At 59.8% G+C, this 14,747-nt stretch carries 11 protein-coding genes; 6 read left to right on the top strand and 5 right to left on the bottom strand.

Annotation, left to right across the window (positions count from 1 at the left end; all coding sequences use genetic code 11):
- Positions 1-14: 14 nt before the first annotated feature.
- Both ppdK and EOI86_RS18040 read left to right on the top strand, forming a co-directional pair.
- Positions 15-2,687 carry a pyruvate, phosphate dikinase gene (gene ppdK / locus EOI86_RS18045; RefSeq protein WP_127766877.1) on the top strand — a complete coding sequence of 891 codons (2,673 nt, stop codon included), beginning with the start codon at positions 15-17 and terminating at the stop codon, positions 2,685-2,687.
- A gap of 128 nt (positions 2,688-2,815) precedes the next feature.
- Positions 2,816-3,784, top strand: a complete 969-nt coding sequence (locus EOI86_RS18040) for a response regulator transcription factor (RefSeq protein ID WP_127766875.1) — start codon at positions 2,816-2,818, stop codon at positions 3,782-3,784.
- A gap of 18 nt (positions 3,785-3,802) precedes the next feature.
- Here EOI86_RS18040 and asnB read toward each other — a convergent pair whose 3' ends face one another.
- Positions 3,803-5,566 (bottom strand): asparagine synthase (glutamine-hydrolyzing), encoded by a 1,764-nt coding sequence (asnB, locus tag EOI86_RS18035; RefSeq protein ID WP_127766873.1) that lies wholly within the window; start codon positions 5,564-5,566, stop codon positions 3,803-3,805.
- A complete protein-coding gene (locus EOI86_RS18030) occupies positions 5,566-6,603 on the bottom strand; it encodes a glycosyltransferase (RefSeq protein ID WP_127766871.1) in 1,038 nt (345 codons plus the stop codon). Before EOI86_RS18030 ends, asnB begins: the two co-directional genes overlap by 1 nt.
- 192 nt (positions 6,604-6,795) lie before the next feature.
- On the opposite strand from EOI86_RS18030, the gene EOI86_RS18025 reads away from it, so the two are divergent.
- A complete protein-coding gene (locus EOI86_RS18025; RefSeq protein ID WP_240035723.1) occupies positions 6,796-7,656 on the top strand; it encodes a glycosyltransferase family 2 protein in 861 nt (286 codons plus the stop codon).
- On the opposite strand, the gene EOI86_RS18020 is transcribed toward EOI86_RS18025, so the two are convergent.
- Positions 7,653-8,609 carry a glycosyltransferase family 9 protein gene (locus EOI86_RS18020; protein ID WP_127766869.1) on the bottom strand — a complete coding sequence of 319 codons (957 nt, stop codon included), beginning with the start codon at positions 8,607-8,609 and terminating at the stop codon, positions 7,653-7,655. The genes EOI86_RS18025 and EOI86_RS18020 overlap by 4 nt on opposite strands.
- Positions 8,610-8,827: 218 nt before the next feature.
- On the opposite strand from EOI86_RS18020, the gene ygfZ reads away from it, so the two are divergent.
- From ygfZ to EOI86_RS18005, 3 genes are all read left to right on the top strand, one after another.
- On the top strand, positions 8,828-9,715 hold the full coding sequence (gene ygfZ / locus EOI86_RS18015) for a CAF17-like 4Fe-4S cluster assembly/insertion protein YgfZ (RefSeq protein ID WP_127766867.1): 888 nt from the start codon (positions 8,828-8,830) through the stop codon (positions 9,713-9,715).
- A 363-nt stretch (positions 9,716-10,078) separates the two neighbouring features.
- Entirely contained in the window at positions 10,079-12,019 is a 1,941-nt protein-coding gene (locus EOI86_RS18010; RefSeq protein WP_127766865.1) for an adenylate/guanylate cyclase domain-containing protein, read from the top strand.
- A gap of 151 nt (positions 12,020-12,170) precedes the next feature.
- Complete coding sequence (locus tag EOI86_RS18005) at positions 12,171-13,337, top strand: acetyl-CoA acetyltransferase (RefSeq protein ID WP_127766863.1); 1,167 nt, start codon at positions 12,171-12,173, stop codon at positions 13,335-13,337.
- A gap of 164 nt (positions 13,338-13,501) precedes the next feature.
- Here the strand turns inward: EOI86_RS18005 and eda are convergent, their stop codons facing one another.
- Positions 13,502-14,131: a bifunctional 4-hydroxy-2-oxoglutarate aldolase/2-dehydro-3-deoxy-phosphogluconate aldolase gene (gene eda / locus EOI86_RS18000; RefSeq protein ID WP_127766861.1), complete on the bottom strand. Its 630-nt coding sequence runs from the start codon at positions 14,129-14,131 to the stop codon at positions 13,502-13,504.
- 57 nt (positions 14,132-14,188) lie between these two features.
- Positions 14,189-14,629 carry a methylglyoxal synthase gene (locus tag EOI86_RS17995; RefSeq protein ID WP_127766859.1) on the bottom strand — a complete coding sequence of 147 codons (441 nt, stop codon included), beginning with the start codon at positions 14,627-14,629 and terminating at the stop codon, positions 14,189-14,191.
- Positions 14,630-14,747 lie beyond the last annotated feature (118 nt).

Below are 14,747 nucleotides of genomic sequence, written 5' to 3'. Positions count from 1 at the left end.
AAGGGTATTGATCGATGACCAAGTGGGTCTACAGCTTCGGTAAAGGTATTGCCGAGGGGGGCGCCAAGATGCGCAACCTGTTGGGCGGCAAGGGTGCGAACCTCGCGGAAATGTCCAGTATCGGGCTTCCGGTTCCGCCGGGCTTCACGATCACCACCGAAGTCTGCACCTACTATTACCAGAACGGGGAAACCTACCCGCCGGAATTGGCCGCTGAGGTTGCCGAGGGCTTGAAGGCCGTGGAGGCCATTGTCGGAACCAAGCTGGGCGACGCCGTGAACCCGCTTCTGGTTTCGGTCCGGTCCGGTGCGCGCGTCTCTATGCCGGGCATGATGGATACGGTTCTCAACTTGGGCCTCAACGATGAAACGGTCGAGGGGCTGGCCAAGGCAAGCGGCGATGCCCGTTTCGCTTATGACAGTTACCGGCGCTTCATCCAGATGTATTCCGACGTGGTGCTCGGCGTCGATCACCACGATTTCGAAGATCTTCTGGAGTTGAAAAAGGATCTGCGCGGCGTTTCTCAGGACACGGAACTGACGGCTGACGACCTGAAGGAACTGATCGGCGAGTACAAGAAGACGGTTGAGGACGCGCTGGGCAAACCCTTCCCGCAGGATGTCCAGGATCAGCTCTGGGGCGCCGTGGGCGCGGTATTCAGCAGCTGGCAAACGCATCGCGCCGTGGTTTACCGGAAACTGCACGATATCCCTGAAGAATGGGGAACAGCCGTCAACGTTCAGGCCATGGTGTTCGGCAATATGGGCTCGGACTGCGCGACCGGCGTTGCCTTCACCCGTGACCCGTCGACCGGCGACAACCGGTTCTACGGCGAATATCTGGTGAACGCGCAGGGCGAAGATGTGGTGGCCGGGATCCGCACGCCACAGAACCTGACGATCGTCGGCAAGGACATGCAGCATTCCACGCTTCCCGCGATGGAAGAAGTCATGCCGGTTGTTTTCAAGCAGCTCGACGAGGTGCGCGAGACGCTGGAAAAGCATTATCGCGATATGCAGGACATCGAGTTCACGGTGCAGAAGGACAAGTTGTTCATGCTGCAGACGCGGTCGGGCAAACGCACCGGGAAGGCAGCGATCAAGATCGCCTGCGACATGGTGGACGAAGGTTTGATCGACAAGCAGACCGCTGTTTCCCGGATTGAGCCGCAATCGCTGGATCAGATCCTCCATCCCATGCTGGACCCGGACGCCGACCGTAAGGTCATCGGCACCGGTCTGCCGGCCAGTCCCGGTGCAGCGAGCGGACAGGTTGTCTTCAGCGCGGACGAAGCGGAAAAGCGCGCGCAGAACGGCGATCGGGTCATGCTGGTTCGCATTGAAACTTCGCCGGAAGACATTCACGGCATGCACGCTGCTGAAGGCATCTTGACGACCCGGGGCGGTATGACCTCCCACGCGGCGGTTGTCGCGCGTGGCATGGGCCGTCCCTGCGTCGCCGGTGCTGGGGATATCGCCATCGATTACAAGGCGGGCACTTTCACCGTCGGGGGCGTGACGATCACGGAAGGCGACTGGATCACCATCGACGGTGCCGCAGGCCAGGTGATCGAAGGGCGTGTACCGACCGTTCAACCTGAATTGAGCGGTGATTTTGGCCGTATCATGGAATGGGCGGATGAAATCCGCGATCTTGGTGTTCGCGCCAACGCGGAAACGCCGGACGATGTGCGTACCGCCCGTGATTTCGGTGCGGAAGGCATCGGGCTTGCGCGGACCGAACATATGTTTTTCGACGGGGACCGGATTACCGCCGTGCGCGAAATGATCCTCGCCGAAACGGAAGAAGGCCGGCGTGCCGCCTTGAAGAAGATCTTGCCGATGCAGAAGGCGGACTTCGTCGAACTGTTCACCATCATGAAGGGGCTTCCGGTCACAGTACGTCTTTTGGATCCGCCGCTGCACGAATTCTTGCCCCGCGAAACGGTGGAATTCGACGAAGTGGCTGCCGCTATTGGCGTCAGCGTGGAAAAGGTACGGCGCCGCGCGGCGCAATTGCACGAATCCAACCCGATGCTGGGACATCGGGGCTGTCGGCTGCTGAATTCCTATCCCGAGATCTGTGAAATGCAGGCTCGTGCGATCTTCGAAGCGGCAATCGAGGCTGCCGAAACGACGGGTGAGCCGACGCATGTCGAAGTCATGGTTCCGCTTGTCGGTATCCGCAAGGAACTGGATCTGCTGAAGGACGTTATCGACCGTGTCGCCAAACAGGTTGGCCAGGAGAAGGGCGTCGAACCCGTCTATACCGTCGGCACCATGATCGAGCTGCCGCGGGCAGCCCTGCAGGCCGGTGTCATCGCGGAAAGCGCTGCTTTCTTCAGTTTCGGCACCAATGACCTGACCCAGACGACTTTGGGGATCAGCCGGGACGACGCGGGCGCCTTCCTTGGTGCCTATGAAAAACGCGGCATCATCGAGCAGGACCCCTTCCAGACCCTGGATGTGGATGGAGTTGGTGAGTTGATTTCGATTGCCAAGGAGCGTGGCCGGGCTACCCGTCCGGACCTGAAGGTTGGAATCTGCGGCGAACATGGTGGGGATCCAAAGTCGATCGACTTCTGCCAGACAGTTGGGTTGGACTATATTTCCTGCTCCCCCTTCCGGGTGCCGATCGCGCGTCTCGCAGCCGCCCAGGCGGCGATCAAGCATCCCCGCTCGTCATAGCTCGGTCACGTCGGATCGCTCGGATACGGTAAGTCTCCGGAATTGCACGATGTTGCGTCAGTTGGACAGCCCGACGACAGTGTGAGATTGTCCAACTCACGGGAGCATTTGGGACGTAGTTGGTAGCGATGGTTGATCTCGGTCGACGACCGGAGACGCGCAAGAATGTTGAGATTTTGTTCGGTGAGCCGGAACGACAACTCCGCTCGAACATCCGCTTGGCAATGCGCAATGAGAAATTCGAAAACGTCATCGACGTCGAGAATGTGGGACACGTGCGCCAATTGCTGGCGACCCGTGCGCCGGACCTGATCATCATCGATGCGGAAACCAAGGGCGGCAGCGTATCGGAACTGATCTACGACGTCAGGCATGGGCATATCGGGGAAAACCCTTTCGTCCCATTCATCGTAACGATGTGGCGACCGACGGAGGTGCTGGTTCAGGACGTCGCCAATTCCGGAACCGACGATCTGCTTGTGAAACCGGTCTCGCCGCAGCAATTGGTCGACAGGATCAAGGTTCTGACCGAAAACCGGAAACCTTTTGTCGTAACCAGTGATTATATCGGTCCGGATCGCCGCAAGGATGTATCGCGGGGATCGGATATCCCGCTGATCGAGGTGCCGAACACGTTGAGTGTGAAGATCAGCGGCGAGAAGATGGATCCGACCAAGCTTTCCGCTTTGGTCAAGCGGGCGCAAAACACCATCAATGATCAGCGCTTGAAACGGAATGCCTTTCAGATCTGCTTCCTGGTCGGCCTCATTCTTCCGGCGTTGGCGGAAGACCGGCTGGACGACCCGGAGCTGGAAGAACATCTGCGCAGCGTGCTGACAACCAGCCGCGACACCGCGGAGCGGATGCTGGGTACGGAATACGAACATGTCAGCAATCTCTGCAACAACATGATCGATGTGGTGGAGCGTCTACTGGACAACCTGATGGCGCCCAGCACCAAGGATGTTAGCCTGCTGAAACCCGTTTCCGACGCTATCCTGCTGGGATTCCATCCCACCAGCGACGCGGCAACCATGGCCGGTGAAATCAACAGCGCGCTCAGCGCCTATGACAAGCGGCAGAAGAAGCATGATTGATCGAGGGATCTCGCAACGTTAACGCTGCGCCAGCGCCTCGAAGACAGTTGCCTGCCTTATATCCACACCTTCGATATGCTGCTTCGCCCACAGCGCATAGAACAGCAGTATCCACGCCGCGAAACCTTTGTGCTTGCCGCCCGCGGTGAACAGATCCTTGGCTCTTCCCGGTTTGCAAATTTGCTGAATTGCTTCCTGCTCTTCTATCAAGCTACCCAGGCGGCCGCTTTGCGATGCTATCCAATCGCCTACCGGAACCGTAAAGCCCCGCTTTCTGGAAAAAGGCTCAGCCTCGGGCATGACGTTTTGCAGCCATTGCCGCAGAACGTATTTGCCAAGCCCTTTCTTGATTTTAAGGCCATCGGGCAGCCGGAAAGCCGCATCGGCGACGACCGGATCCAAGAAGGGGGTGCGCCCCTCCAAACCATGCGCCATGAGGCATCGATCCAGCTTTGTCAGAAGGTCGTTCGACAACCAATCCGCGGCGTCGACAGCCTGGGCGGCTTGCAGTTTGCTTCGGCCTTGCGCGTGCGAAACCGCCTCCGTCGTCGCGATGCCGTCACGCCAATCCGTGCTGTTCTCCCGCAGCACGTCTAATCCTTGGAAGTTGCCGCGATGGCGTATCGTTCGTCCGCCCAGAAACCACGGGCGAAGCACACTGCGGTAACGGCCATAACCTGCGAATATCTCATCACCGCCTTCGCCGGAGAGGATAACCTTCAATCCCTGCGCGGCGGTCTGCGCCAGTTTCCACGTCGGCAGAATTGCATAATCTGCAGCGGGATCGTCGACTGAGGCGGCGACACGGGGCAGCAGTGCCCAGAAATCCTCCTGCCCGAAATCGACTTCGTGGTGTTCCGCATTGACCTTCTTCGCCAGCATGCGGGCGTGGTCGCGCTCGTCGTGTGTTTTGCCGCCGCTGAAACCGGCGGTGAAGGCGACGACAGGCTGATCGTTCAGCTTGGCCATCAAGGCAAGGATCGCGGTGCTGTCGATGCCGCCGGATAGGAACAGGCCGTAGGGTACGTCGGAACGCTGATGAACCAGAACACTATCGGTGAGAGCGTGATCCAACCGCTGGACGGCATCGTCCATGCCGATGTGCTCGGGGCCGCCCGTTGGCAAGGCATGCCGTTGCCGCCGCTCGACAATCCGGCCGCCGCGGATCACAACGGTTTCGCCGGGAAGGACTCTCTTGATTCCACTGAAAATGGTTTGGCCGCCCGTGGTGAATTGCAGTTGCAGCAATTCTTCCCGCTGCCGATCTTCGACCTCCGGCGCGACCATGCCTGCTGCGATCAAAGCCTGTGGTTCGGAAGCAAAGGCGAACAGGTCGTCGCGTTCGACGTAATAAAGCGGCTTTATGCCGAAAGGGTCGCGGGCCAGAACGAGCCGTGCTTCCGACGGGTCGTGAATGGCGATCGCGTACATACCCCGCAGGTCACGGGCGAAATCGGTCCCGTCACGCCGATAAAGCCAAAGCGGGACTTCACAATCGGAATGCGTCCGGAACGGCGTGTCCGTCATTTCCTGGCGGAGTTCCACGTAATTGTAGATCTCACCATTCGCAACCAAGGCGGCGCCGCCCGGTTCGTACAGGGGTTGGTCGCCTGTCTGCAGATCGATGATTGCCAATCGTGTCTGCACCAGCCCTACATCGCCGGCCAAATGACGGCCGGATCCGTCGGGTCCGCGATGCTGCAGCGCGGAGGCTAGGGCGTCGAGGGTCTTCGGGGCGACGGCAGCGCCGTGCCGCATCATCACACCGGCAATGCCGCACATCAGCTATTCCCCCTTCTGTCGGAGGACGCCCCGCCTGTGGAGATCTGATCGAAGAAGTCCTGGTACTGCTGCACCACATGTCCTTCCGTGTATTGCCCCCGATAGGCGGCGTTCCCGGCGCCGGCCAATTCCTGAGCCAATGCCCCATCCTTGATGAGCGAGTCGGCGGCTTTCGCCAAGGCCGCCGCGTCGTCGATCGGCGCAAGCAATCCGTTGATGCCGTCCTGAATCAGTTGCGATGGCCCCTGTGAGGCGGCGGCGGCGACGGGGACACCATGCGCCCAGGCTTCGATCACCATATTCCCCAACGGTTCGTGGCGAGATGAGCACAGGAAGATATCCGCCGCAGCCAACAGTGCGGGCACGTCGTTTCGCCAGCCGAGAAACCGAACCCGCGGCGCAAGACCGAGGTCTTCCGCTTGGCGCGTCAACGCGTCCCGTTCAGGTCCTTCACCGGCGATCCATAGATAGGCGCCGGGCAGGTCTGCCAAGGAATGCAAGGCAGTGTCGAAACCCTTGTTTCGGTGCAGCCTGCCCAGGCAAAGGATCAGCGGCGCATCCTCGGGGGTGTCCAAGGCGGCGCGGTCCTGCGCCGGCAGGGCGCGGTCGTCGACAAAATTGGGCAGATACCACGATTTTTCAGTCGGCCAGCCTTGTTGGATCAAATAGTCGCGCAAATCCGGCGTATTGCCGATCAAGTGGTCGCAGCGGCGGAAATATTTCAGGTCGTAATACCCGCCGAGCCGGGCCGTTTTCACGAAGGGGCCTGAGGGCATGAACGACGCGCCGCGGCTCATCCAAGCGAGCGCCACGTCGGGTTGGAAGGATCGGGCCAAGGTGTTCAGGCGACGACCCGTCAGGATGTCCAGCTTCCCGCCAAACCGCATTTCGGTAACGGGGATGCCGGCTTCAGCCAGCAGGCGGGCGCGTCTGTCATGGGTTCGTATGGCGGCGTGCTGCTCGGTTCCGGCATTGGCTAAAGCCACGCATAAGCGTTCGAAGAATCCTTCGGCGCCGCCGATCTTGGCGCCGGCCATTATTTGAAGAATCTTCAACGGGCGGCCGGACGAGCCATCACCCGTACGCTCCTGCTGGCAAGTCGAACCAACCTATCGCCTCAACCGGTCGCTTATGATGTGTGGGGCTGTGCAAGCCGCGTCAGCCTTGGGTCGGCTTACATGGCGTTCTTTGGAAAAGCAAGGAAGCCCCCCGCAAGGGGTGTCCCGGTGGTGCGGATTGAGAAAGAATGTCGACCAGGGGCACCGTCCGGCTTGCCGCTGGCCGGGACGACCAGTAGTTTCCGCGACATGAACATGGGCACGAAGAAACTGTCGGCGCTGGTCGTTGCGCATAATGAGGAAGATTACCTCGAAGACTGTCTTGCCAGTCTGGCCTTCGCCGACGATGTCGTCGTCGTGCTTGACCGCTGCACGGACCGATCCAAGGAAATCGCCGAACGGGCGGGTGTTAATGTGATCGAAGGCGCCTGGGAAATCGAAGGCGAACGACGCAATCTCGGTATCCAGGCCTGTAAGGGCGATTGGATTGTGGAGGTCGACGCGGACGAACGCGTTACCGATGGCCTTGCCGCTGAAATCCGTACCCACATCGAGACTGCCGCAGCCGGGGTTTACGCCATTCCGGTCCGGAACTTCATTGGCGATAAGGAAGTTGTCCACGGTTGGGGCGCCTATATCGGTGTCAACAGTGCGAACCGCTTGTTCACGCCCGGCGAAAAGCGCTGGGGCATGCAGCGGGTCCATCCCAGTATTGAGCTATCCGGCGCCTCCGGGCGCTTGAAGCACGGTTTAATCCATCTCGTCGACCGCGACTTGGCGGAGACCTTTGCGCGGGTGAACCGCTATACGACGTTGGCAGCGCGGGATGCGGTCGCGGACAATAACGATCCCAGCCTGTTCAAGGCGTTCAGGCACATTTTTTCCCGGTCCTGGAAATTGTTCGTCCATCGCGGCGGATATAAGGAAGGGATCTATGGCCTTGCGCTCGCTTTGTGCGCCGGAACCTACACCTTGCAGATCTATCTGAAATGCAAGGAAATCCGCCGCGCTCAGGCTGGTAAGCTGCGCTAGCGCTCCACCCGTTTCAGCAAACCCACCAAGGCGTCATACACTTGATCGACGGTGATGCTGGTCATTAGGCTGCCTGTCGTGTGGCGGTCATATCCGGGTCGGCCGATCAGTTCCTCATAGCTTTCCCTGGTCCTGACGAAATCCGTGTGCGGTCCCCAAGGACCATACAATTCCGTCTTCGACGGTCCATAGAGGCCCAGAGTCGGCGTCCCCACGGCCGCCGCGATATGCATCAACCCGGAATCGTTGCCGATATAGGCACGGCATTGCTTCAGGGCGGCGACAATATCGGGCAGCGCCATATCCATCAGGGCGATGCGCCGGTCCGCCGGAATGGATTGCAACACGGGATCGGCCAATTCACGTTCCGACGGGGCGGCGATCACCGCGATCCGGGCACCGGGAAGCGGCCCTTGGTTGTCCAGCAACCGCCCGACAAGTTGGACAAAGCGGTCGGCGGGCCAGATCTTGCCTTGCCAGTTCGCGGTCGGGCCGATTGCTATGACAGGGGCGTCTCCGCCGATGACCTTCCGCGCCTTGGCTTCCCTGTCGTCAGACACCCAAAGTTTTGGGGCTGGCGGGTCCAAGGCCCGCCCGATTACGGCGCCTGCCAAAGCGACACGATGGATCGGGCCGTCCGCCTTAGGCACCCGGTACAACCGGTGCCGCGGGACGATCCACCCGATCGCGCTGCGCCGCATGTCGACGACGATCGGCCACCAGGTGAATGCCGTTTGTTTCCAAAGATGAAACCAGTGCAAACCGCGCGATCTTTGTTTTTGGAAAACGATCAGCTTTTCCAGGCCGGGAAAGTCTTCGAACAGCGGCGCGCTCGCGGCACCGGCGGCGATGGTGAAACGCGCGTCTGGATAGCGGTCATAGAGCGCCGCCAAGACGCCGGATGACAGAACAGCGTCCCCGATGCGGTTGGATGACACAAAAAGAATGCGCATGGCGTCCTTGCCGGATGGCCGCGTGAATAAGGTTGGACGAACGCGCCCGCGGCAGCATGATGCCCGTCCGGGCTGAAGTGCCGATATACAAGCAGGGGCTCGCCTTGCCAACGCATGGGGTACAACATACTTCCTAGGGGTGCGCGGAACGCTCACCGGGAACGGCTCGGCGGGACAACCGCGGAAACCATTGATAAGTGGCGTGGTACCGGTGGCATATGACCGATAATGTTCTGATTCCCTTGACCGACCGTGGTGTGATTTCGGTCGGTGGACCCGATCGTGTCGACTTTCTGCAAGGATTGGTCAGCAACGATGTTGAACAGGTGAGGGATGGCCTAGCCGTTTGGGCGGCATTGCTGACTCCGCAGGGCAAGTTCCGGCACGATTTCTTCCTGGTCGCCGATGGAGATACGATCCTGATCGATTGTGAGGGGGGCGATCGCCTGATGGATCTGGGCCGGACCCTGCACAAGTACAAGCTTCGCAGCGACGTGGTGCTCGGCATTTCGGAAGGATGGTCCGTCCTTGCCGCCTTGGGTGGTGCGCCAGCGGTCGATGATGGGGTTGTCTTCGCGGACCCGCGGCACTCGGAAATGGGTTGGCGTGTTTTGAGTCCGAAGTCCCCAGAGGTCTTGGCGGACGAAACAGGCTGCGACCTTCGGTCCAGGGCAGATTACGATGCGGTCAGAATACCGCTGGGGCTGCCGGACGGGTCGCGCGATATGCTGCCCGACAAAGCGATCCTGCTCGAAAACGGTTTCGACGAACTCAGCGGTGTCGATTGGAACAAAGGCTGTTTCATGGGCCAGGAATTGACCGCACGCACCAAGTATCGTGGTCTGGTTAAGAAACGCTTGCTGCCAGTCCGGTTCATCCCCGGGGAGGGCGGCGAATTGCCTGAACCCGGAACGCAGGTTTTGTTCGATGACCGGGATGCGGGTGAAATCAGAAGTGTAACGGATGGCGTCGGCCTGGCGTTGTTGCGACTTGAAGCGATTGAGAAGGCGGCGGTTGCGGGACAACCGATGACCGCCGGTGGCATCGCCGTGCAGGTTGCCGCCCCCGCCTGGCTCGACCTCAGCCGCAACGCTTCGCGTTCCTGAGGCCGGCCCGACAGATCGGCCATTCCCGACTGAAGTCAAAAATAATCGAATTGAAGTGTCCGCACAGTGATACGCAGGTAATGGCGTATTCGTTACTGGAATACCGTGCATTTTTTTCTTATAGACGATAGAATTCGGTTTAGATGACTTGGCGCTGGGGGGACTCGTCTAAAAATCGAGAGAATTTGGATCGATTTTCAAGCCGGTTGAGTTTCCACGGCGGTATAAAGTATTGCCGCGCGTTGGACCGGTCCGTGATAAAATTTGGTTTAGGGACGGAAACAAACGGAAATTTGCGGCATTTTGGGTGAGCGACCGGTTTGACGGTCGCAGCCACGGATTGAGCATGCTTCAAGGAAGCTTATGAGCGGTCAAAAGCTAGTCTCTTTCGAGGTCTACTACCTGCAAGGCGGACGCTGGCAGATCCATGCGCGTTTCGGCCCGAACGACCGTGAGAAAGCGACTGAAGAGGCGAAACGGCTGGACACTGGCGGTTTTGAAGCCAGTTGCGTCATCCGCGAAACTTTCGACCAGGCGACAAACGAGTCCGAGGAATCGGTCGTCTACCATACCCCGACGATGAAATCCCGCCCGCCGGTCGGCCAGATCACCAATAACAGCGGGGCCGGCAAGCGCGGTTGGTCCGGGGATGCGCCGCCCGATGGGTCGGCTGCCGCCAACGCGATGAAGGATGCCAAGAAGCGCGAAAAGGCTTTCAACAAGAAACAAAAGGCGGAAGCAGCGGCGCGGGAAAAGAAAAAGGCCCCACCACCCAAGAAAGCCCGTGTGCCGGACCCGGAGCCAATGGAGCGCGCCGCAATCGGCGAGATCATTTTCAAGGTCATCCTGGTCTGCTTTATATCCTTGATCCCCGCGCTGTTGATATCATACGCGTCGTTCCACTCGATCGCCTGGGCGCGTGAGCAGGAAATCGGCATCAGCGTCAAAGCGGCGCAATTCACGCTGATTGCTGTGTTCATTCTTTCTTTCGCCGCCTTTTTCGTTCCGATGCTTCGCAAATATGTGACATTCGGCACCCAGAATACGTTCATCGACACATTCGTCCCCGTCCGCGATCTGGACGGATTGGAACCCTCCGTCGCGCTGGACGAGACCGTATCGCTCGAGGATATGGCCGCGGCAATCCCGGCGCCTCCCTTGCAGACCGAGCCGCCGGCAGTTGTTTATGAGGCTGACCCGGACCTGCCGCCGGAAGAGGCACAGGTCGCCAGCGAGTTGGCGATCACGCCCGTGCACGGAAACGAAGACGGCGACCCGGAAGCGATGTCGAACGAGTTGGAGCGAATGGAACTCGAGGCGCGCCGCGTCGTCGGTCCCGATGTGGACGATTACACCAAGTTCGGGCTGACCCTGTTCTTGGCCGGGGCCGGGGAAGCGTTGTCCCGGAAGTTCAAGATTATTGGCAAAGCCGCGTTGGACGTCATGGTGAAGCGCGTGATGTCGTTGGGAAATACGGAAAAGCTGGCGCGTGGCTTCATCGCGAATATTGAAGAATATCTTTTGGAGGACCGCTATTTCGGCATGTATCGCCAGGGCCGGTCCGCCGCCTACCGCCGTATCGTCGACCCGAACGCACCGCTGGGCTTGGACGAAGCGCTTGTCGAATGGCGGAAACCGACAAAGCCGTTAGATGATGCGGGTGAAAAGGGGCCGTCCAATGCGGCTGACAAGCCCGAGAAGCACCAAACAGGGGAGAAATTCGTCGCGGTCTTTTTTACCGATATCGTGGACAGCACGGCCAAACAGCAAAAGAACGGCGATCATTGGATGATGGATGTGATCCGCGCCCATAATGAAATCGTCCGGGAAGGTATCAAGAAACACAGCGGCCGCGAGATCAAACATACCGGCGATGGGATCATGGCCACTTTCCCGGCCGCCCAGAACGCGATTGAAGCCGCGGTCTTGATGCAACGGGGGTTCAAGCGTTTTTCCAGCGTGATGCCCGACCGTGAATTCGAAGTACGCGTCGGGATCAGCGCGGGTGAACCGATCCATGAAAGCGGCGACATTTTCGGAACGCCGGTCAACCTGGCGGCCCGGGTTCTCTCAAAGACCGATCCGAACCAGATCTGCGTATCCTCCATTGTTAAGGACCTTTGCCAAGGTAAAGACTACAGCTTCACACCGCATGGGACCTTTGAATTGAAGGGGTTCCCGGAAGCGCAGGTCATCTATCGGCTATCCTACACCGTGCCCGATACAGTGCCGCTTGTGCCCGCCCCGCCAACGGTTGAGGCGAAAGCGCCCGGTGCCGGCGCGCGGCCCCGTGTGGCCGCCTAGAGCATCTGGGTATGTTTCCTCCCGGTCACGGCATCTTGCGGCGGCTTGGACTTGGTCTGACGCCTATCGCCTGATAAAAATCCGCCAACAGATATAACAACAGCCGCACGGATGACCTGTGCCGGCAGAAGATTGGAAGGATATTGGTGTTATGACGGCATGCATTATCGGTTGGCATCATTCCAAATTCGGCAAGCTGGAAGACGATTCCGTCGAGTCCCTGATTGTGGATGTGGCGGCGAAAGCGCTGAAGGATGCGGAAATGGATCCGCGCGACATCGATGCCATCTATCTCGGTTTCTACAATGGTGGATTCTCGGCGCAGGATTTTGGATCCTCGCTGGTCATGAACGGCATTGAAGGACTGCGCTGGAAGCCTTCCACGCGGGTTGAGAACGCGTGTGCCACCGGGTCCGCGGCCGTGCATCAGGGGGTCAACTTCATCGAAGCCAAGCAGGGCCGCAATGTGTTGGTCGTCGGTGTTGAAAAAATGACCGATACCAAAGGTCCTCGGGTGGGCGAGATCCTTTTGAGCGCCTCCTATGTGAAGGAGGAAGCGGAAACCGAAGGCGGGTTCGCCGGTGTGTTCGGCCAAATCGCCAGCACCTATTTCCAGAAATACGGCGACCAGTCCGATGCGCTGGCTACCATCGCCGCGAAGAACCACAAGAATGGCGCCGTAAACCCGATGGCGCAGATGCAGAAAGACCTTGGCTACGACTTCTGCCGCAATGTTTCGGAAAAGAATCCGGTTGTCGCCGGTCCGTTGAAACGGACCGATTGCTCGCTGGTGTCCGATGGCGCCGCGGCGCTCGTCCTGACGGATGTGGAAACGGCGATGTCCAAGAAAAAGGCGGTCGTGTTCCGGGCCCGTAATCAGGTCAATGACTATCTTCCGATGTCGAAGCGGGACATGACCTATCTGACAGGCTGTCAGAAGGCCTGGGAAGGGGCGTTCGAGAAGGCCGGCATGACCCTGGACGATCTCGATCTTGTCGAAACGCATGATTGCTTCACCATCGCCGAATTGATGCAGTACGAAGCCATGGGCCTGACGGCGCCGGGCGAGGGGTCGAAGGCAGCGCTGGAAGGCTGGACCCAGAAGGACGGCAAGTTGCCGGTCAACGCGTCCGGCGGTCTCAAGGCAAAGGGGCATCCGATCGGCGCGACCGGCGTTTCCATGCACGTCCTGACGGCCATGCAGGTGCGCGGCGAAGCCGGCGGCATCCAGGTTGACGGCGCCAAGGTCGGCGGTGTCTTCAACATGGGCGGCGCGGCTGTCGCCAATTACTGTTCGATCCTTGAGGCGATCCGCTAACGCGGACTATCCCGGTGCCCGAGGTCCATCTAAGGGCCTGGGCGTTAACGACTTGCATGAGGGTCCCGTTAAATGGCGTTCACACGCAAACGGGGCCCTTTTTGCGTCGGATGAAGCAACCCGGGCCGGTTTTGATCCGCCACCTTTGACCTACCGCCGGTTCTCTACCGACGCAGGGCTGCAGCGGCCTTTGCCAGTTTCTCGATAGCGGCCCAATCCTTTTCCGCGATCAATTTTGCCGGCGCCACCCAGGACCCGCCGACGCAGCCGACATTCGGCAGCGATAGATAGTCTTGGGCATTGGCCGCGGTAATGCCGCCCGTTGGGCAAAAGACGATATCGGGTAAGGGCGCGCCCCACCCCTTTAACATCGCGGCACCGCCTGCCTGTTCCGCCGGAAAGAATTTTTGTCGGAAGAAGCCGGCTTCGCGCAGTCGCATGACTTCGCTGGCCGTTGCCGCGCCGGGCAGCCACGGGATGTCCACAGCCCGGATTCCGGCGATCAGATCATCCGTTGCCCCCGGACTGACAAGAAAGGCCGCTCCGGCATCTGCGGCCGCTTTCGCCTGTCCCGTGGACAGAACCGTTCCGGCCCCCGCAATCGCTTCCGGGACGTTTTTGGCGATGGCCTCCAAGGCGGCCAAGGCCCCTGGCGTTCGCAGGGTCACCTCCACCGCGGGCAAGCCGCCGGCGGCCAGGGCCCGGGCGAGGGGGACTGCGTCTTCCGCGCCGCGGACCGTCACGACGGGAATGACCGGCGCCGCCGCGATGACCCTGTCTATTTTGTCTAACATTTCTGCACCTTCTTTTCGAATGTCGCTAAACCGAGTTCGATCTCAACGGTCCGAACTTCACCGGGCTGGGACTTGCGTCGATAAAACGGCGTCGGTTGGCTGACGATCATATCCTTCCCTGAAATGCGGGCTTGTGATCAGGAATTCCGCCGTGGCTCTGTTGCAAGCCATGGGGATGTCGTACAGCACCGACATTCTTGTCAGCGCCTTAACGTCGACGTCATGTGGCATCGGTGTCATGGGGTCGGTAAAGAAGAACAGGATATCCAGCCGACCTTCCGCGATCATGGCGCCCAATTGCTGGTCCCCGCCCAGTGGCCCGCTGTTCAGGCACCGGATGTCCAGGCTGGGGCAGGCTGCTTGGATCATGGCCCCGGTCGTCCCGGTCGCGACAAGGCTGTGCGGTGCCAGCGAAGATTCATGGCCGCGGACCCAGGATGCCAGGTCCGGCTTTCGGGCGTCGTGTGCGACAAGGGCTATGGTCAGTTTTTGCGCCATGGTCAGGGTTTCTCCCTCCCGCCGGCCGATTTTTGTGTGACGGCTGCCTGCGCGCCGGGAATCGAAGCGCCGTCCTTTATCCATGATGTTAATCGGTGTAGTCCTGGACGAACAGCAC

Source organism: Hwanghaeella grinnelliae, assembly GCF_004005845.1.
Classification (GTDB): Bacteria; Pseudomonadota; Alphaproteobacteria; order UBA8366; family Aestuariispiraceae; genus Hwanghaeella; species Hwanghaeella grinnelliae.
The sequence above is the reverse complement of the archived record's forward strand: the minus strand, read 5'-3'. Positions and strand labels throughout refer to the sequence as shown.

Excerpts from the sequence above, each read along its gene's own strand:
- ppdK (WP_127766877.1), top strand. The coding sequence starts at position 15 with ATGACCAAGTGGGTCTACAGCTTCGGTAAAGGTATTGCCGAGGGGGGC.
- EOI86_RS18040 (WP_127766875.1), top strand. The coding sequence starts at position 2,816 with ATGGTTGATCTCGGTCGACGACCGGAGACGCGCAAGAATGTTGAGATT.
- asnB (WP_127766873.1), bottom strand. The coding sequence starts at position 5,566 with ATGTGCGGCATTGCCGGTGTGATGATGCGGCACGGCGCTGCCGTCGCC.
- EOI86_RS18030 (WP_127766871.1), bottom strand. The coding sequence starts at position 6,603 with ATGGCCGGCGCCAAGATCGGCGGCGCCGAAGGATTCTTCGAACGCTTA.
- EOI86_RS18020 (WP_127766869.1), bottom strand. The coding sequence starts at position 8,609 with ATGCGCATTCTTTTTGTGTCATCCAACCGCATCGGGGACGCTGTTCTG.
- ygfZ (WP_127766867.1), top strand. The coding sequence starts at position 8,828 with ATGACCGATAATGTTCTGATTCCCTTGACCGACCGTGGTGTGATTTCG.
- EOI86_RS18010 (WP_127766865.1), top strand. The coding sequence starts at position 10,079 with ATGAGCGGTCAAAAGCTAGTCTCTTTCGAGGTCTACTACCTGCAAGGC.
- EOI86_RS18005 (WP_127766863.1), top strand. The coding sequence starts at position 12,171 with ATGACGGCATGCATTATCGGTTGGCATCATTCCAAATTCGGCAAGCTG.
- eda (WP_127766861.1), bottom strand. The coding sequence starts at position 14,131 with ATGTTAGACAAAATAGACAGGGTCATCGCGGCGGCGCCGGTCATTCCC.
- EOI86_RS17995 (WP_127766859.1), bottom strand. The coding sequence starts at position 14,629 with ATGGCGCAAAAACTGACCATAGCCCTTGTCGCACACGACGCCCGAAAG.